The 18207-nt window shown below is 69.5% G+C and carries 13 protein-coding genes; 4 read left to right on the forward strand and 9 right to left on the reverse strand.

Going from position 1 to position 18207, the window contains the following annotated elements; all coding sequences use genetic code 11:
• Positions 1-57: 57 nt before the first annotated feature.
• The gene (locus tag HUA75_RS19790; RefSeq protein WP_141649099.1) at positions 58-1143 is read right to left on the reverse strand and encodes a DUF4388 domain-containing protein; all 1086 of its coding nucleotides are present in this window, start codon (positions 1141-1143) and stop codon (positions 58-60) included.
• Positions 1144-1174: 31 nt separating this feature from the next.
• On the opposite strand from HUA75_RS19790, the gene HUA75_RS19795 reads away from it, so the two are divergent.
• The 3 genes from HUA75_RS19795 (at position 1175) to HUA75_RS19805 (ending at position 5040) form a co-directional block, all read left to right on the forward strand.
• On the forward strand, positions 1175-2110 hold the full coding sequence (locus HUA75_RS19795) for a metalloenzyme (protein WP_174487271.1): 936 nt from the start codon (positions 1175-1177) through the stop codon (positions 2108-2110).
• A gap of 107 nt (positions 2111-2217) precedes the next feature.
• Entirely contained in the window at positions 2218-3039 is an 822-nt protein-coding gene (locus HUA75_RS19800; RefSeq protein ID WP_254627645.1) for a hypothetical protein, read from the forward strand.
• Positions 3040-3183: 144 nt separating this feature from the next.
• On the forward strand, positions 3184-5040 hold the full coding sequence (locus HUA75_RS19805) for an ATP-binding protein (protein ID WP_141649131.1): 1857 nt from the start codon (positions 3184-3186) through the stop codon (positions 5038-5040).
• Between the two features lie 22 nt (positions 5041-5062).
• Here HUA75_RS19805 and HUA75_RS19810 read toward each other — a convergent pair whose 3' ends face one another.
• From HUA75_RS19810 to HUA75_RS19825, 4 genes are all read right to left on the reverse strand, one after another.
• Entirely contained in the window at positions 5063-6004 is a 942-nt protein-coding gene (locus HUA75_RS19810) for an OmpA family protein (RefSeq protein ID WP_217446154.1), read from the reverse strand.
• 511 nt (positions 6005-6515) lie between these two features.
• Positions 6516-8246 (reverse strand): TldD/PmbA family protein, encoded by a 1731-nt coding sequence (locus HUA75_RS19815; protein WP_371746151.1) that lies wholly within the window; start codon positions 8244-8246, stop codon positions 6516-6518.
• A gap of 117 nt (positions 8247-8363) precedes the next feature.
• Entirely contained in the window at positions 8364-9683 is a 1320-nt protein-coding gene (locus tag HUA75_RS19820; RefSeq protein WP_141649134.1) for a nucleotide sugar dehydrogenase, read from the reverse strand.
• Between the two features lie 67 nt (positions 9684-9750).
• A complete protein-coding gene (locus tag HUA75_RS19825; protein ID WP_174487274.1) occupies positions 9751-11826 on the reverse strand; it encodes an alginate lyase family protein in 2076 nt (691 codons plus the stop codon).
• A gap of 252 nt (positions 11827-12078) precedes the next feature.
• On the opposite strand from HUA75_RS19825, the gene HUA75_RS47550 reads away from it, so the two are divergent.
• Positions 12079-13047, forward strand: a complete 969-nt coding sequence (locus tag HUA75_RS47550; protein ID WP_141644716.1) for a histidine kinase dimerization/phospho-acceptor domain-containing protein — start codon at positions 12079-12081, stop codon at positions 13045-13047.
• Positions 13048-13053: 6 nt separating this feature from the next.
• On the opposite strand, the gene HUA75_RS19835 is transcribed toward HUA75_RS47550, so the two are convergent.
• Genes HUA75_RS19835 through HUA75_RS19850 form a run of 4 tightly spaced genes read right to left on the reverse strand, consistent with a single transcriptional unit; the run spans position 13054 to position 18189 of the window.
• On the reverse strand, positions 13054-15600 hold the full coding sequence (locus HUA75_RS19835) for a response regulator (protein ID WP_174487275.1): 2547 nt from the start codon (positions 15598-15600) through the stop codon (positions 13054-13056).
• Between the two features lie 9 nt (positions 15601-15609).
• Positions 15610-16170, reverse strand: coding sequence for a chemotaxis protein CheW (locus HUA75_RS19840; protein WP_141644718.1), 561 nt, complete (start codon positions 16168-16170; stop codon positions 15610-15612).
• A 7-nt stretch (positions 16171-16177) separates the two neighbouring features.
• Positions 16178-16588: a PleD family two-component system response regulator gene (locus HUA75_RS19845; protein ID WP_141644719.1), complete on the reverse strand. Its 411-nt coding sequence runs from the start codon at positions 16586-16588 to the stop codon at positions 16178-16180.
• Positions 16585-18189, reverse strand: coding sequence for a methyl-accepting chemotaxis protein (locus tag HUA75_RS19850; RefSeq protein WP_371746152.1), 1605 nt, complete (start codon positions 18187-18189; stop codon positions 16585-16587). Before HUA75_RS19850 ends, HUA75_RS19845 begins: the two co-directional genes overlap by 4 nt.
• Positions 18190-18207: the final 18 nt, after the last annotated feature.

The following is an 18207-nucleotide window of genomic DNA, read 5'->3' on the forward strand; positions in this document are numbered from 1 at the left end:
GATGGTGGAGCGCCCCGGCACTTCGCACGGGGCGCGGAGCCGACTCGGGCGCACCGGTCAGCGCGGCGCGGTGAGCTGCAGCAAGCCCATGCGGTGCAACTTCGCGAGCGTCTTGAGCGTCTCCAGCTCCCTCGCGGGACTCGCCAGGACGATGGTGGACACATCCCACGTCCCACTCACGAGGCCCGCGATCTGCCGCTCCTCGGGCTTGAGCAGCGACATGCCCTGCGGGTCGTGAATCACGAGGGGAACCAGCAGCGGCGGCATGTCCGAGTACAGCGCCGCGACGTGCTCACGCTGCACCAGTCGCGCGAACTCGCGCACGCGCCGGTCCGCGGGGTCACTCGCCAGCAGGGACGCGCAGACGATGCCCGCCGCGTCGAACTGGCCCTCGCGCATCAGCACCGCGCCCTTCTCCAGCATCTCCGCCACCGGGTCCGCCTCCACCTGCGGCGCGCCATCCACCTCCACCAGCTTCGCCCGGAGCAGCTCGTACACCCGCCGCGTCACCGACGAGCGGGACACGCCCATCGACAGCCGCAGTCGTCCCAGGTTCTGCGGCGTCGCGCACAACCCCAGGATGATTCGATGCATCAGCGGCTGGCTCGGGCTGGGCGGCGTCAACGCGCGGACGCTGAGCGCGTCGATGGGCAGCGCCTTGTCCACGTCCGGCTGCTCATCCACCCAGCGCAGCGATTCGAACAACAGCTCGCGGATGCTCATGTCGGACGGAACCCAGTCCTCGCCCGAGCGGTCCGCGTCCTCCGTCCAGTGGAACGTCCCCCGCTCGGCAATCGTCAGGTCCGTCATCGCCGCGAACAGCTCCTCGCGGCCCAAATCCCGAATCCACCGCGACTGGAGCCCGTGCACGTCGAACGCGGCGTCCACGTCCGGCGTGCGCGACAGCTCGTCGAAGGCGGCGAGCACCTTGGCGCCCGAGGCGAGCTTCGCCAGCGCGAGGAGGCGGGCCACCCTCCCACGCAGTCCTTCCGAGGCCGTGGCCCCGACCTGACCGGAGAGAAGGAAGAGCTTCCGCTCGCCGGCCTCCCAGGAGAGCTGGAGCGTCCCCGTCTTGCGGGAGCTGTCCAACCATTGAAGGAACTCGGGAAGCGGATAGCTGAAGAGGTCGCCGTGGAGGGCCATGCGTTCTGTTTCGAGGATACAGTCGCGAGCCGTGCGCGTCGCGCTCCTGTTCATCGATGGTGTGGGCATTGGCCGGAAGGACCCGGCCATCAACCCGCTCGCCCACCGTGAACACCTGCTTTCCTTCTTCCAGGACGCCCCAGGCCCCACCCTGCCGGACGGAGGGCGCTGTATTCCCGTGGACACGACGTTCGGCGTGTCCGGAAGGCCCCAGTCCGCCTCGAACCAGACGGCCATCCTCACGGGAGACCCGGCCCCCGCCCTCATCGGCCAGCACGTGCTGGGCTACCCCAATGCCCCCTTGCGCGGGATGCTCGCGGACCGCTCCATCGTCAAGCGCCTGCTCGCGGCCGGCCGCACCGCCACCTTCGCCAACGCCTACCCCGCGCCCTACCTGGACGCGCTCGGCGTCCCCCGGCGCCCCACCACCCTGCCTCCGGAGTTCACCCCGACACCCGAGGCCCGGCGCCGCATGAAGCCCTCCGCGTCCAAGCTGGCCTTCGCCGCGGGCCCCGTGCCCCTGCGCACGCTGGAGGACGCCCGGGCCGGAGACGGCCTCACCCCGGACATCACCGGCGCCAACGCTCGCGCCTACGGCCTGCCCGCTCCCGAGCGCACGCCCGAGGAGGCCGCCGACATCTTCTGGCGCGTGGCCGCGGGCGCGGACTTCACCTTCTTCGAGCACTACCTCGCGGACGAAGCCGGCCACGCGCAGGACTTCGTCGCGGCCCATGCCGCGCTGGACACCTTCGACGCCTTCCTGCGCGCCGTGGTGGCACACCGTCCCGCCGATGCCCGGGTGATGGTGTGCAGCGACCACGGCAACGTCGAGGACCTGTCCACGCGAGGACACACCCTGCACCGCGTCCCCGTGCTCTACTTCGGCCCCCCCGCGCCGGACGTCGAAGGCTTCACCACCGTCGCGGACGTGGGGCGCGCGGTGCTGCGCTGGCTCGGGGTGGAGTGAGGCTCGTGACGAGGGGATGGATGCGAAGACAGGGGAGCCTCGGCCAAGCCCTGGTCCTGCTGGTGCTGGGCTTTCTCGCCGGCTGCTCCGCGCCGCGACGAACTACCATGGACGTTCCGACGGACGCCATGCGAAGGCCCGGCACGCCCACCGCCAGCGGAGCGCGCATCACCCTGGAGTTCCAGCCGCGAGACTCCGACGCCGCCACCCAGGTCCGCCTCGCCGTCGAACGCGCCCTGCCGCGCATGGCCCGCTGGGGCACCTTCGACGACTCCGTCGCCATCATCATCCACCCCAACCACGCCGCCCTGGAGCGCGCCGCCAACCGCCCGGACCATGACTTCCTGCGCGCGTGGGCCCGCTACGAGCAGATCGAACTCCAGAGCCCCCGCACCTGGACGCTCCTGGGCGCGGGTCAGGCCCAGGTGGACGAGCTGCTGTTGCACGAGCTCACCCACAGCCTGATGTATCAGGTGGCCTCGGACCGCCTGGGCTGGACGCGCAAACGCATCCCCCTGTGGTTCCGCGAGGGCATGGCCTCGTACACCGCCGAGCAGGGCTACCGCGTCACGTCCCTCGAGGACCTGGCCCGCTACTGGAGCACCCATCCCCGCGCGGACCCGCTGGCCCAGGCCGACACCCTCTACCGACGCGAGAGCGACATCGTCTACGGGGCCGCCCACCACGCCTTCACCTTCCTGGCCCGCCGCTACGGCGAGCCCGTGGTGCGGGGCATCCTCCACGCCATGAGCCAGGGGCCCGACTTCGCCGAGGCCTTCACCCAGGCCGTGGGCCTCTCCCCCGACACCTTCCTCCAGGACTTCCGCCGCTACATCCAATGGCGCGGATTCAAGGGCGGCCGGCAACTTCGCCTCGCGCCCCCTCCTACTCCGGAGCCGCTGGGCATCCCTCCCCCCACCTCCCCCTGAGTCGCCGCCACCACCTGTTGCCCGGTTGCATATTTCAAAAATGCACACTGGATGCAGAGAACAAACTGGTGGCACAATTTCGGCCGAGCTGAAATCCGCGCCACAGGTTGGGGAAGCCTGTGCGGGGACGGGAGGGGGTAATCAATGGCCGAGCAGCAGCGGAGCAGCCCAGCGCTGTCCGCCGAGGCAACGGACTCTCGGACACTGCTGGAGCGACTCCAGCAGTCCGCCGACGTCCTGGATCAACTCAGCGTGACGCGAGCCCCGGGGCTTCCCGAGGGCGCGCAGGTGACATTGCGCCAGGAAGCCGAGGCCCTACGGGAGATGCGCGGGGAGTTGGGGCTCCTGCTCAAGAGCTGGTCGCTGCTCACCGACACGTCCCAGAAGCTGCTCAACCTGCCACCCGACGAATTGGAGGCTGGCGTCCGCGCCGCGCTGGAAGTGCTTGGCCGGCAGATCGACGCGCAGCGCGGCTACGTCAACCTGCTCTCCGACGACGGCGAGCACCTGTCGGACTCCTACGAGTGGTGCGCTCATGGCATGCAGCCCCACGGACTGGCAACCCACCGGGGACGCTCCGTGGTGGACTTCCGCTGGTCGCTGGACGAGCTGCGCGCGGGCCGCATGGTGACGGTGACGGACGCGGCGAAGCTTCCCCTCGAGGCCACCGAAGAGCGGCGCCTCTGCGCACTGCTGTCCATCCGCTCCTACATCAACGCGCCGCTGCTGCTCGCGGGCAGGTTGATCGGCTGGATGGGGTTCGACGCCATGGACCAGCCGCGGGAGTGGAAGCCGGAAGAGCGGCACCTGATGCGCCTGACGGGCCACGTGCTGGTCAACGCGGTGGAGCGCAAGCGCCGGGATGCGCAGCTCCTCCAGGAGAAGGAGCGGGAGCAGCGCGCGCAGTCCCTCGGCATCCTCGCGGCGGGGCTGGCGCACGAAATCAACAACCCGCTCGCGTACACGGCGGGCAATCTCGAATACCTGCGCGAGCGACTGCCCGGCCCCAACGAGCCCACGGACGAGGAATGTCGCCAGGTCCTCGACGAAGCCCTGGAGGGCACGCTGCGAATCCAGCGCATCGTCGCGGACCTCAAGGCCCTCTCGGCCACGAGCGCCGAGGCCATGGAGCCGGTGGACCTCAAGGCCGTCACGGAGAGCACGCTCCGGATGGCGGCCAACCAGCTGCGCCACCGGGCGCAAGTCGTGCGCGACTACGACACCGTAGTGCCCCGGGTGCGTGGCACCGCGACGAAGCTGGGCCAGGTGCTGCTCAACCTGGTGCTCAACGCCGCCCACGCCATCCCCGACGGGCACGCCTCCCAGCATCGCATCACCGTCGCGTTGCGTGCCGAGGCCGACGAGGTGCGGCTCTCCATCAGCGACACCGGCTGCGGCATCGCCGCGGACGTCATGCCCCGCATCTTCGACCCGCTCTTCACCACGCGTCGCTCGGGCGAAGGCATGGGCATGGGCCTGGCCATCTGTCGCGACATCATCTCCGCGCTGGGGGGACGCATTGGCGTGAGCAGTGAGCCGGGCCAGGGGACCACCGTGGAAGTGTTCCTGCCCCGCGCGGAGCATGACGCCTTCGTCGCACCGCTCCCCCGGGTCGGCCCTCCGTCCCTGGGGCGACGCGTGCTGGTGGTGGATGACGAGCCTCGCGTGCTCGACTTGATGCGCAGGCTGCTGCGAGGCCACGAACTGGTCACCGTCGCCAATGGCCGCGAGGCACTGGCGCACCTGGGCCAGGACAGGGCCTTCGATGTCATCCTCTGCGACTTGATGATGCCGGAGCTGACGGGCATGGACGTGTACCACTCCGTCCGCGACACCTGGCCGGGGCTGCATGACCGCATCGTCTTCATCAGCGGCGGCGCGTTCACCCCGGAGACGAAGCGCTTCCTCCAGGAAGTGCGCAACCCGGTGCTCGCCAAGCCCTTCGAGGCGCAGCACCTGCGCGACATGGTGATGACGGTGGGCTCCGCGCGGCTCGATTGAGCGCCGGGCGGAGGCTCGCGACTCAGGGAGGCGACGGCTCCGCGACCAACTCCACGCGGCGGCTGCGCGCGAAGCACCCTGGAGTCCCGTCATCACACGGAGGCTGGTCCGCGCCGTGCGTCTCCAGCAGCAGGCGGCTTCCCTCCACGCCGAGCGCCTCGAGTCTCGCGGCCACGGACTGAGCGCGCCCCAAGCCCAGCGACGCGTTGACGGACTCGGTCCCCAGCACATCCGCGTGGCCTCGCAGCCGGACGCGCAGGCTCGGACGCTCACGGAGACAGTCCGCCGCGCGCAGCAGCGAGGCATCGCCCTCCGGGGAGAGTCGGGTGTCGAAGAAGGCGAAGAAGATGGGCTCCAGTTCGCAGGTGCCAGGAGGCTCGGCAGCAGAGGACACGGAGGCCGTGGCCACGGATTGAATGGGAGACAGCCGTCGAGCCTCCGCGAGCACCTCATCGACGACCCGCGCCGCCACGTCCTCCGGGAGCGGCCTGTTCGCAGCGGCGCCGTACTCGATTCCCACCACCGATTCCTGGGGCTGCCCCATGAGCAGGAAGGCGGGACGTTGTTGCCACTGCACGGTGACGCCGTCGCGCTCATACGCCGTGGAGGTGATGCGCACCGTATCGCCAGGCCGCGCGTCGAGCGTCACTCGCCCGCGCATCACGAAGCGATAGCCCTCCACGTACGAGAAGACATCCGAGCGTCCCTCGTACACCGTCGTCACGTCGAGCCAGTGCAACCCGAGCGGCAGCACATGCCGGGGGCCGCCCGACGCGCTCCGCGCGCCATCTTCTGGGGCCGATGGCAGGGGGCGTCCATCCAACGTGGACTCCACCGAGATGAGCTCCCAGTTACCACCCGGGCTCAGCCTGTCCTCATGCACCAACTCCAACGACGCTTCGCCCGTGGGCAGGGGCTCCGCGACTCCGACACCGCCCACGAGGAGCACGAACAGGACACCCAACGCCGACAGCAGACGCCTCGCGACACGACCTCCGTCACGAGACGTCGCACGACTCCACATGACGCCAGCCTTTGCTCGCGGCGCCATGCGGCGCAATAGACTCCGCGCGCCGCAACTTACGTCCCGGGCCGTCGCACGACTCCACGCAACGCCAGTCCTTGCTCGCGGCGCCATCCGGCTCCACAAACCCCTCGCAACGCGACCTCCGTCCCGGGACATCGCATGACTCCACACGACGCCAGTCCTTGCTCGTGGCGCCATCCGGCTCCACAAACTCCTCGCAACGCGACCTCCGTCCCGGGACATCGCATGACTCCACACGACGCCAGTCCTCGCTCGCGGCACGGCACGGTTTCTTCTCGGCGGTTCGCCCTCCGCGCCTGAATCAGCGGCCCGAGCCGACAACAGACGCCACACGACGCGGGCTCCCCTCAGGAGCACCGCGCCGCTCTCCGCCCATCCGCCCGGCGGTGCCGGACGTTCTTTGTGCCATGCCCCCCGCATTGGCGAATCAGGGCTTCTCGCGAGCCGGCGACGCCTGCAGGGTCGTCGGGCTGGGGAGGATGGGCGGACGGTCCTTGCCTTCAACGGCGCGCTGGAGCTCGATCTCCTGGAGCAGCGCCGCGGGCGCCACCGTGGACACGGGCACGTTGCCGCTCTCCGCGCCGCAGAAGCCGTTGAAGATGCCCCGCTTCTCACCGGTGGCCATGATGCGGTTCACCGCTGACAGCGGCGTGCCCACAATCTCCACGCCACGCACCAGCGACTCCTTCCCCGTCTTCACATCCACCCGGTACACCATGCGCGGAACCCCCTTGAAGGCCTGGTAGCCGTAGCTGGACGTGTTGGTGTTGCCCCCGGTGATGTCGCGGATGATGAGGCCATAGGGCTTGTTCTGCCGCTTCGCCTCGTCGATGAGCATCTGCTTCAGCTTCGCGTCGCTCACCTGCCGCGTGCTCTCCACCATCAGATTCGCCATGCGCGCCACCGGCTTCAGCGTGCCCTGGCTGCGCCCGTGTCCGTTGGAGTTGAGGAACCCATCCACCGGACGTCGACCCAGCAGGTAGTTTCGCAGCACGCCCTTCTCCACCAGCGTCACCCGCTGCCCCTTCACACCCTCTTCGTCATAGAGGTAGTACCCGTTGAGTGGCTCCCCGGCCAGTGCACGTTGGGACGGGTCATCGTGGATGGACAGGAACGCAGGCAGCACCAGCTTCCCGATCTGCCCCTTGAAGGTCTTCCCCTCGTTGTCCCCGTCCTGCCTGTCGCCCTCCAGCCGGTGCCCCACCGTCTCGTGGAAGAGCACGCCCGAGGCCTCCGGCGCGAGGATGGCGGGCCCCGAGTACGGGTCGATGGCGGGAGCCTGCCGCAGCGCGAGCAGCTCCTCGATGACCTTCACCGCCGCCGCGCGCACGCGCTCATCGTCCGGGAGCCCCGCCTCCGTGGGCGCGTAGAAGTCCCGCGAGTCATCCAGGAGCTGCCCATCCGGCGCCCGCGTCACCGCCGTGACATGGAGCCCGTACAACGTCTCCTCCGTCACCAGCCGCGTGCCCTCCGTGGACACGAACAGCCGCGTCACCTTGTCCGAGGTGACTCGGACCTCCGAGTCGAAGATCTCCGGATGCGCGTTGAACTGCGCGGACACCTCACGCGACAGCTTCACCCAACGCTCGCGGTTGAACGGGTTCGCCACCGGCGGCTGGACGAAACTGCTCGCCTTCTCCTTCGTGAAGGAGGCCGGACGCTTCGGGTCCTCCACCGAGTAGACGTCCTCGCCCTTCTTCTTCAGGAACTGGAAGAGCGCCGACTTGTACTTCTCGTCGGTGATGAGCCACAGCGCGGTGCGCAGCGCCAGCGGCGAGTCATCCAGCGGGCCTTCCTTGCGCGAGGTGTAGCTGGTGCCCTTGGTGGAGAAGGAGAACTCCAGCCCCTCCTCGACCGAGCTGTCGAAGGCATAGTCGCCCACCCGCGTGTCGACGTAGAGCCGACGCTCGCGGTAGCCGTCGTCCAGGAAGACGGCGCCATAACGCGCGGCCACGACCTCCTGCGCGTAGTCCTTGAGCTGGTAGCTCATGAAGTACGGCGGCTCGTGACTCTGGAGCTTGAGCTGCTGTTGGTTGCGCGACAGCTCGCTCGACATCGCATCGAGCAGCGTCAGTCGCGAGTCCTGCGCGGGCGTCGCCGCCAGCAACACGGCCGAGGCCGCCAGCAGGGGGAGAACGGGTCGGGTGAGGGAATTCACGGCCCCCACTGTACCCAAACCACCCCGCAAGACGAGCAGGTCCGCCGACCCCAGGTGCCCCTCCCGACACCTGGAGTCGTGGACCCCTGCCCGGAGGGTCGGCTTCCGGGCCCCTGCTTACGCCTTGGTCACCTTCTCGCGGCCCAGGGACACGCCCTTGGTCGCGTTGCGGGTGTCAATCACACACGACGAATTCGCCACCACCGCCGCGTAGTCGATGTTGGAGTGGTCCGTGAGGATGATGACGACGTCGTAGTCGCCCAGCTTCTCCGGCACCAACGGGACGGACTTCATCTCCATGTTGAAGCCGTGGCCCTTGTGCAGCTCGGGCACGTACGGGTCATGGTAGCTGATGTCCGCGCCCTTCTCCGCCAGGAGCGTCATGATGCGCAGGGAAGGACTCTCGCGCATGTCGTCGATGTCCTTCTTGTACGCGGCGCCCAGGCAGAGCACGCGCGCGCCGTTGAGCGTCTTGCGGCTCTTGTTGAGCGCTTCCATGGTGCGCTGCACCACGTAGTACGGCATCTGCCAGTTCACCTCGCCGGCCAGCTCGATGAACTTGGTGTGGAACTCGTACTCGCGCGCCTTCCACGTCAGGTAGAACGGGTCGATGGGGATGCAGTGCCCACCGAGCCCCGGGCCCGGGTAGAACGGCTGGAAGCCGAAGGGCTTGGTGCTGGCGGCCTGGATGACCTCCCACACGTCCACGTTCATCCGGTCGCAGAGCATCTTCATCTCGTTGACCATGGCGATGTTCACGCAGCGGTAGATGTTCTCCAGCAGCTTGGCGAGCTCCGCCACGCGGGTGGAGGACACCGGCACCACTTCCTTCAGCGCGCTGCCGTACAGCGCGGCCGCCACCTCGGAGCACTCCGGGGAGTAGCCGCCGACGATTTTGGGAATCGTCTTCGTGTTGAAGTTCTTGTTGCCCGGGTCCTCGCGCTCGGGGCTGAAGGCCAGGTGGAAGTCCACGCCCGCCTTGAGGCCGTTCTTCTCGAGCAGGGGCTTGAGCACCTCCTCGGTGGTGCCCGGGTACGTCGTGGACTCCAGGATGAAGAGCTGCCCCCGGCGCACGTGCGGCGCGAGCGACTCACCCGTCTGGATGATGTAGCTCATGTCCGGCTCACGCGAAGCCGTCAGCGGCGTGGGCACGCAGATGATGACGCAGTCCAAGTCCTTCGCCTTCGCGAAGTCGTTCGTCGCCTTCAGCTTGCCGGACTTCGTGAGCTCCGCCAGCGGCCCGCTGGGGATGTGCTTGATGTAGCTCTCGCCCTTCTCAATCTTGTCGAGTTTGCGCTTGTCGACGTCGAGCCCCAACACCGGGAAGCCCGCCTCCGCGAACGCCATACCCAAAGGAAGACCGACGTACCCCAACCCCACCACACCGACCTTCGCCTCCCGCCGACGAATACGCTCCAGCAGCGGGCTGCCGACCATCACCCTCATCGTCCTCACCTCTCCTGATGCGACGTGCCGTCAAGACGGTCACGCCCCGACCCGAAACTCACCTGAAGACAACCAACCACCTCAAACCCGTCGGAGGCTTCACCTGCCTCCGGAACTCCACCGTCATCGCCGGCACCACCCGCCCGTAGCCGGGTGAATACCCAGACGCCACCAGTCCAGACTCCAGTCCGCGCTCCAGCAGAATCCATGCGAGCGGCGCGCCCGCGGGGCCCAGCTCCACCACGAGGGGCTCGAACTCCAGCGGCTCCTCCGCCGCGCGCTGCGCCCGGGCGAGCACCTGCGCATCCGGCGTCACGCGCCGTGCCTGCTCGTCGGGGAGATGAAAGCGTCCAATGACTTCGTGCTGCCCGGTCCCGATGAAGCTGTCGCACCCCGCCAACGCGCGCTCGTGCCGGTTCAACCGGAACGTGCGCTCGATGCCCACCGGCGCGGGGAGCATGCGGTACCCATCATGACGGACACGCAATCTGTCCACGCTCGAGCCAGGAAGGAAGGCCACCACGCGCGCCTTCGCACCCTCGGGCAGCGCGAACAAACGCGCCGGGTCCAACGGGGCCTGCTCCACCCCATCCACCTGCACGGTGTTGTGCGCGGCCGTGCCACGAAACGCGTTCCGCATCGCCGGCTCTCTCGTGTACGAGCCCGTGCCAGGGTCGACGATGAGAGGACGGCCGCCCAGGTGCAACTCGAAGGACAGCTTGTCGTTGTGGCTGTGCCCGCCCACCCCGCGCTGCCCCTGCTTGCCCGCGCTCACCGTGACGACGGCTCCCGCGCCCCGCAGCACGTGGAAGCCTCCCTCGGGAAAGCTCACGGACAGAGGAGGCGCCGCGGGCGACAGCCGACGGTGACGCTCCAGGCCCGCCTGGCCCAGGAGCCACGCCGCCTCGTCCGGCGGCTCGCCGCCTCCCAGGCCCGCGTCTCCGAAGAGGGCCGCGCCCAGGCCCACCAGATAGCCCTGCTCCAGGTCGCCCCGCTCCCGCAGGGGGAAGACGCGACCGGAGTCGTTGTCACCCAGCTGCGGCGCCAGCCCCGTCTCCGAGCACCACGCGCGCACGGCATGGAACATCCTGCGCAGACGCGTCTCATAGGCCGTGCCCAGCGCCACGCCCGAGCCCCGCGCCACCAGCAGCGCCAGGGTGAACAGCTCCACCGACAGCCGGTGGTAGGGAATGGAGCCCTCGAAGGACGTGCCCTCGACGTGCACCTGCGCGGACATCTGCTCGCACAGGCCCGACACCGCCATCGACACCTGGCGCGACGTGTCCGGCAGTTGGGGGAAGAGCAGCCCCACCACGAGCAGGCCGACGTAGTTGGAGACCAGGTGGTTGTTGGGCACCGCGCCCCGGTCCTCGAGATGCGCCTCCACCCAGGACAGATGGTCCGCGAGCGAGCCCAGCACCGGCACCAGGAACTCCGGACGGCGCACCACGGCGGCATCGGAGAACATGACCAGCGCCTGCGCGAGATTGGCCGCGCGCAGCGCCACCTCCATGGCGCACGTCCAGTGGACGCCCTGCCCCACGGGATTGGCCTGCAGGAAGTCGAGCACCTGCATGGCGAAGGCGGAGGACAGCCTGTCTCGCTCGTCCGGTGACTTCTCCACCCAGTAGCCCTGGGCCAGCGCGATGGCGCTGTCGAGCCGCCCCATCACCCAGGGGTACTTCGGGTCATTCCCCTTCGAGTGGAGCGGCATCCGCTCCACGGGGGCCAGCGGATATCGGTGGCCACTGAGCGCGTCCAGCGACCAGTCCACCGGGCGGCCCTCACCAAAGGCGACGTGCGTTCCAAAGGCGTCCCATTCCTGACGGAGCGCGGCCTGGGCGCGGGCCCTGGCACGCTCACGCGCTCCGGGAATGGCCGCGAGCGCCTCCAGCACGGAGTCACGCTGGGACAGCTCACACCAGACACGGGAGGCTCGATTGCCGAGGGCTCTTTCCGCCAGCTCCTCCGCACGGGCCGCGCCGAAGGCTTGAAGCAGCAACACCTCATCGGTGCGCTCGCGCCTTCGATATCGCGCCTGCCGTGCCACGCCTTGCACTCGCCGCATCGCACTGAGGGCCAGGGCCCCCGGAGCGAGTCTTGCGATTGCCGCGTAGTAGTCGAGAGTCCCCATTCGTCCCTTCCGCCGCCCGTCGCAGTGGCCGTTAGCAAGGGTCCGGCCAAGGGGTGCGCGCGAGGAGTTGAGCGGGGTTGGGCGATCACCCTGCCCCGCGGGACAGTAAAAAGTCGGGAGCCCATCGGCGCACGTGGGTAAAGGATTGCCGGTAGGCGTCCCTTTCTTTGCCCTCCGTGGGCAGTGTTGCGCCGTGACCGAGGCGTGCCCATACCTCTGCGCGTGCAAGCCGGTGCTTGGAGTGGGCGGAGCGTGGACCCCACGCTCGACGCAGGGGTGGAGCAGGCGCTCGCGGCGGTGGCCGAGCGCGCGCTGCGCTGTGGCTCCCATGCGGGGATGGAGTTGCTGCTGCGCGAGACGCTCCGGCTGACGGAGGCCTCCGGCGCGGCCCTCTATGATGGGCGCACCTGCGTGGCCAGGGCGGGCACGGGCGTCGCCGGTCCATCGTCAGGAGGCGGACGGCTCCTGAAGGTGTGGCCCGAGCGAACAGGACGCTCGGACGGACAGGTGCTCGAACGGCTGTCCGCCTTCGCGAGCGCCCTGCTCGCCGCGCATGCCCGCGAGTCCGCCGCCGAAGCCCGCCACGCGCGCCTGTTGGCCTCACGACGCGAACAGGAACGCAACGCGGCCAGTTGGGAGCAGCGCCGCTCGCTCGCGGCACATGACCTGCGAACCCCGTTGATGGTCATCAAGGGCTACCTGGACATGATGATGAAGGGCACCGCCGGACCCTTGAGCGCGACGATGCAGCGCTATCTGGACCGGATGATGCGCTCGGCCCAGGACCAGCGGGCCCTCATCGACTTCCGGCTGGGACGAGGCAGCGCCACGGACCTGTGTCCACTGCTCCACTCGGCATTCGGCCCCGATACGAAGCGGGCGTCCCGGTGGAGTGTCGCGCTGGCGGTGCCGGACCGGGCGGTGATGGTGAAGGCAAGCCCGGCGCAGTTGGAGGCCTGGGTGCGAGCCCTGGTGCGCGGGCTCGCGTCGACGCATGCCACGTCCGTGACACTTCAACTGGAGTTGCTCGAACCCATGCGCTGCTGGCGACTGGCCGCCTCGACAGAAGGAGGACGCGAGCCAGGTGAGCGCCCGTTCATGTTGCTGGGAGAACTCACGCGGCGACTCGGCGGCAGCGTGCGCTCCCCTGCCCCGGGCGGACACCCGTGGGTCCTCCAGCTCCCGGCGGAGCTGGGACCTCCGGGAGCCTCCGGTTCCTGAGCGACTTCAGCGGGTCGGCAGGAGCTGCCGCACGAGTTCGAGCAGCTTGCCGCGCTCCACCTCGCGCTTGACGAGGTAGCCGTCCGCGCCCGCCTCGAGTCCCGCGGCGCGGTCCTCCGGACTGTCGAGCGAGGTGACGAGGATGACGGGCGTGGAGTGCAGCGTCGGGTGGGACTTGATGCGTCGGGCGAGCCCCACGCCATCCAGTCGCGGCATCTGCCAGTCACTCACGACGAGCTGACACGGCGTGCGCTCCAGGATGCCCCACGCTTCTTCGCCGTCGGCCGCGGTCACCACCGGGAAGCCGGCAATCTCGAGCAGCGACTTCATGGCGAAGCGCGTGGTGAGCGCGTCGTCGCACACGAGGATGCGCGGACGCCGCACCTCCGCCGCCATCGAGCGCGTCTCCGGCCGGGCCACCCGAACGAGCTCCGGCGCGTTGAGCACCGGCACCACGCGTCCGTCATCCAGCACCGCCGCGCCGGCGAGGTGCCGCACGGTTTGGAGATGTTTGCCCAGGGAGCGCACGACGATTTCCTGCTGCCCCACCACCTCGTCGATGGCGTACAGCACCTTGTCGCCGCCGACGACGATCAGCGCCGCCGTCTGCACGTTCCCCGACTCGATGGCCAGGGGAAGCCGGGGCAGGCCAATGGCCTCCGCCAGTGGCAGGAAGGTCAGCTGCGAGCCGTCCACGCGGGCCACCACGCGCCCCGCCACCGTGCCCACGTCCTCGGGCTTCAGGCGCAGCACGCGCTCCACGCTGTCGGAAGGAATGGCGGACACCGTCGTGCCCGTGCGAACCAGGAGCCCCAGCGCGGAGGCCAGCGTCAGCGGCAGGTCCACCGTGAAGCGCGTGCCCCGGCCGGCCCAGAACTCCACGTCGACGGAGCCCTGGAGCCGCGCCGCCATGGCCTGCACCACGTCCAGCCCCACGCCGCGTCCCGAGGTCGCCGTCACCTGCTCTCGCGTGGAGAAGCCCGGCTGGAACACCAGCCGCGCGGCCTGCGCGTCGGAGAGCCGGGCGGCCTCTTCTTCAGACAACAGCCCCCGGCGCACGGCCGTGGCGCGCACGCGCTCCGGTGACAGGCCGTAGCCATCGTCCTCCACCACCACGCCAATGCGCGCGCCCCGAGGCTCCACTCGCACCGTCAGGCGGCCCGTCTCCAGCTTGCCCGCGGCACGCCGCTCCACCGGAGACTCCAGCCCGTGGTCGATGGCGTTGCGCACCAGGTGCAGCAGTGGGTCCTTGAGCGCATCGAGGATGCGCCGGTCCAACCGCACATCGCCGCCGGTGAGCTCCAGCGCCACGTCCTTGCCCAGTCGCGTGGCCACCTCGCGCACGGTGCGGCGCAGCGGCTCCAGGAGCTGGGACGCGGGCACCATGCGCAAGTCGCGCAGGTCATCGCGCGCCACCTGCGCCACCAGCGCCAACTGCTCGCCGTCGCGGTGCGCCTCGCGCGACACCTCCAGCAGACGCTTTTGCATCGTCCGCATCAGCGCCACGCCGGAGCGCAGCGACTCCAGCGCCGGCCCGCCACCCGCCAGCGTGAGCTGCGACGACGCGCGCTCCAGGTGTCGCAGCACCTCGTGCGTCCCGTCCGACAGCGCGCGATAGCCCTCGGAGCGTCGCGCCTGCTGCGCGCGCCCCGCCACGAGCAGCTCCACCTGGAGCGCCAGCGACTCGAGCGTCTTCACCGCCACGCGCACCGTGTGGTCGGCCGTGGTGCCTCGCACCTCCGGCTGCGGCGCGGTCGTCTGCGCGCCTGGGGTGCCCGAGTCAGCGGGAGTCGGCGCGGGCACGGCACGCAGCGCATCCACCGTGCGCGCCATGTTGCCCTGCGCCCCACCCTCTTCCAGTTGGGCCCGCAGCTCCACCAGCGTACCGGCCACGTCGGAAGCGGCCAGACTCGCCGCGTCACCTCCGGGCTCCATGCGCGCGAAGCCCAGCGCGGCGGACTCGGCCAGCGTCGCCAGTCGCGTGGCGCCGGACTCCTGCGCCGCGCCTCGCAGCGTGCGCGCCCGCTCCATCGCCTTGCGCACGACGGCCGCCCTGTCCGGGACGTCCGGAGAGCAGAGCGCGCCGAGCGAGGCCTCGAGGAAGTCCAGCGCCTCCATCCCCTGGGCGGACAGGCCCGAGGCCACCGTCGTCGACTGGGGAATGGAGACGTCGCGCCCCAGCAGCTTCAGGAGCGCGCTCAGGCCCTCCACCTCGGGAGACTGGCCGGCGTCACCCCGGGCCATGGCCGCTTCGATGCCGGACAGGCCGCGCAGCATGGACTCCACGGCGGCGCGAGGCAGGCCCGTATCCGGCTCGATGTGGGTCAGCCCGTCTTCGATGGCGTGCACCACCTGCTCGATGTCGTCCAGCCCCAGGCTCGCCGCCGAGCCCTTGAGGCTGTGCACCAGTCGCTTGAGCGAGGGCAACAGGTCCGCCTCGCGCTCGCGAGCCGGGCCCTCCAACCCGAGCACCTTCGCTCCAATGGCTTGGATCTGCTCACGCGTCTCCGCGGAGAACACCGGCCAGATGCTGCGCAAGAGCTGCGGGTCCATGTCGCGCCTCTATTCCCGCGCCTGGCCGGCCGGGCCTCCGAGCTGCTCCAACTCCAGCACTGTCAGCCGGTCCGGAGTCAGGTACAGGAAGGGTCCCGGCGGGGGCTCCGAGAGCTCGGACTTCGGCAACTCCTTGCGGCCCTCCACCAACTCCGCCGCCAGGCCGAACGTCTCCTCACCGACCTCCACCACCACGATTTTTCCCAGGTCCGACATGCCGCCGCCCTCCAGCCCGAGCAACTGGCGGAGGTCCAACACCGGCACCACCCGCGAGCGGCTGGCCAGCGCGCCCAGCACATGCGGCGGCGCACCGGGCAACGGGGAGATGCCACGCGCTTCCAGCACATGGTCCACATGCTCGATGCGCACCGCGTAGCGCTCGCCTCCCACCTGGAAGGCGAGCACCGACAGGACCTCGTGGTGCTCCTCGTGACGAGATTCGGCCAGGGCGCGCGCACGGGCGCCGAGCACCTCGCGGCGCTTGTCCGCGCTCACCCCGGGCGCGTGGGAAACGTCGAGCTGGGGCTGGGGGCCCAAGGAGTCGTTCACCTTGACCTCGTCACTCGGCATGCGGGCATCACCGGGTCTTCGCGGGCAGCTTCAACATGTCACTCACCTTCGAGCGCAGGTCATCCACCGACACCGGCTTGTTGAGGAACGCATTGGCACCCACCAGTTTGCCCTTCTGGCGACTCGCGTCGTCCTTCAGGGAGGTGAGCATCATGAAGGGAATGTTGTGCAACTGGGTGTCCGCGCGGACGGCCGCGCACAGGGCGAACCCGTCCATCAGCGGCATCTGCACGTCGGAGATGATGAGATCGGGCTTGAGGTCTCTTGCCTTGCTCAAACCCTCCACGCCGTTGGGCGCGTCGAAGAACTCCAATCCCCATCCCATCAGGTAGACCTGGAGCAAGTTGGTGATGGTCCTTGTGTCCTCGACGATGAGGACCTTCAAGGCCTGTCGTGACGTCGCCACGTTCGCGTTCATAGCTGGTACCTACCCACCAGGTCCGAGAAGCGCTTCGAGAGATTGGTCAGGTTTCCAGCCACCTGTTCGATGCGTCGCGTCCCTATGACGGAGTCTCCCATGGCGGACGTCAGCTCGCCCATCGCCGCGGCGATTTGCTCGACGCCAATCGTCTGCTGCCGGGTATTGCCGGCGATCTGTCGGGCCGCTCCGGACGACTCGCGAATGACTTCGGACAGTCCGAGGATGGCCGAGCCCGCGCCGCGCGCCAGCTCCATCGCGGCCTGTGCCCGTCGGCTCCCTTCTTCCGTCGCGCTGACGGCCGCGCGCGTTCCCTTCTGCACTTCGTTGAGCAGTCCGCGCACCTGCTCCGCGGCCAGTCGGGACTGCTCCGCCAGGGTGCGCATCTCGGTGGCCACCACCGCGAAGCCGCGCCCGTGTTCACCCGCCTTGGCCGCCTCGATGGAGGCGTTGAGCGCCAGCAGGTTGGACTGTTCAGCGACGTCCTTCACGGTGCTGATGATGTCGCCAATCTGAAGGGTGCGCTCACTCAGGTCGGTAATGGACAGGGCGATGGCCTTCACCTGCTCGCCCAGCTTCTCCATGCCGGCCACGCTCTCCGAGACGACCTTCTGGCCCTCGGTGCTGAGCACCTCCGACTTCTGCGTCTGGGAGATGACGGAGTCCGCGTAGGCGGTCGCCTGCTTGGACGTCTGGGCGATTTCGGCCACGGTGGTGCTCGTCTCGCTGATGGCGGACGCCTGCTGGTGCGCCATGGCCGACTGCTGCGTGGACGTGGTCAGCACCCCGACGGCTTCCTTCTCCATCGCCGCCGCCGCGCCGCGCAGGTCTTCCAGCAGGTGCGCCAGGCCCTCGGACATGGCCGCGAAGCTGCGCGACACCTCGCCAATCTCATCCGAGGCCACCGTGTCGAACTGCTGGCGCAGGTTGCCGCCCGCGATGCCCGACGCCGCGCGCGCCAGCCGCTCCAGCGGGACGACGAGCAGGCCCGACATGAACCATGACGCCAGCAGGCACGCGGACAGGATGAAAAGGCCGAGCACCAGGGTGAAGCGGGTGGTGCCCTTCAGCGCGTTGGTGAGCGCCTCCTCGTGGAGCGCCACCTGCACGGTGCCCACGCGGCGGTTGGAGCCCCCTTGCGGCGCGAGCACGGGCACGGTGGACTCCAGCACCGACTCGCCGTGGATGACGAGCCTGCGCTCCACCGCGTCCTCGCCCTCGGCGGACGCCTGGTCCGCGCCCGCGAAGCGCTCCGCGGCGACCTCCGCCAACAGCTCGCCCTTCGCATCGCGCACCAGCACGTAGGCCACGTCGGGCACGTGGCGCAGGACGCCGTGCGCCGTGGCCTGGATGCGGCTTGCGTCCTGGTTGGCCACCAGCATGGGCGCCAGCGTCCTGGACAGCTCCGAGCTCACCGAGCGCGAGCGCCGCGCCAGGTCCTCCCGCTGCGCGCCGCTCATCTGCACCCAGAAGGCGAGGATGAGGATGCCGGCCACCAGCACGCCCGTCACGCCCGTCACGGCGACAATCTTGAAACGCAGGCTGAGGCGTCCCACCGCGAGCCGTCCCGGCAGCGTCAGCTTCGTCTCTTTGTCGTCCACGTTGCCTCCCACCGGTGA

Source organism: Myxococcus sp. CA040A (genome assembly GCF_013336725.1).
Classification (GTDB): domain Bacteria; phylum Myxococcota; class Myxococcia; order Myxococcales; family Myxococcaceae; genus Myxococcus; species Myxococcus llanfairpwllgwyngyllgogerychwyrndrobwllllantysiliogogogochensis.

What these genes read in the sequence shown, in the direction of transcription:
- HUA75_RS19835 (WP_174487275.1), bottom strand. Translation starts at nt 15,600, where the DNA reads ATGGACCCGCAGCTCTTGCGCAGCATCTGGCCGGTGTTCTCCGCGGAG.
- HUA75_RS19840 (WP_141644718.1), bottom strand. Translation starts at nt 16,170, where the DNA reads ATGCCGAGTGACGAGGTCAAGGTGAACGACTCCTTGGGCCCCCAGCCC.
- HUA75_RS19790 (WP_141649099.1), bottom strand. Translation starts at nt 1,143, where the DNA reads ATGGCCCTCCACGGCGACCTCTTCAGCTATCCGCTTCCCGAGTTCCTT.
- HUA75_RS19825 (WP_174487274.1), bottom strand. Translation starts at nt 11,826, where the DNA reads ATGGGGACTCTCGACTACTACGCGGCAATCGCAAGACTCGCTCCGGGG.
- HUA75_RS19845 (WP_141644719.1), bottom strand. Translation starts at nt 16,588, where the DNA reads ATGAACGCGAACGTGGCGACGTCACGACAGGCCTTGAAGGTCCTCATC.
- HUA75_RS19805 (WP_141649131.1), top strand. Translation starts at nt 3,184, where the DNA reads ATGGCCGAGCAGCAGCGGAGCAGCCCAGCGCTGTCCGCCGAGGCAACG.
- HUA75_RS19820 (WP_141649134.1), bottom strand. Translation starts at nt 9,683, where the DNA reads ATGGTCGGCAGCCCGCTGCTGGAGCGTATTCGTCGGCGGGAGGCGAAG.
- HUA75_RS19800 (WP_254627645.1), top strand. Translation starts at nt 2,218, where the DNA reads ATGGACGTTCCGACGGACGCCATGCGAAGGCCCGGCACGCCCACCGCC.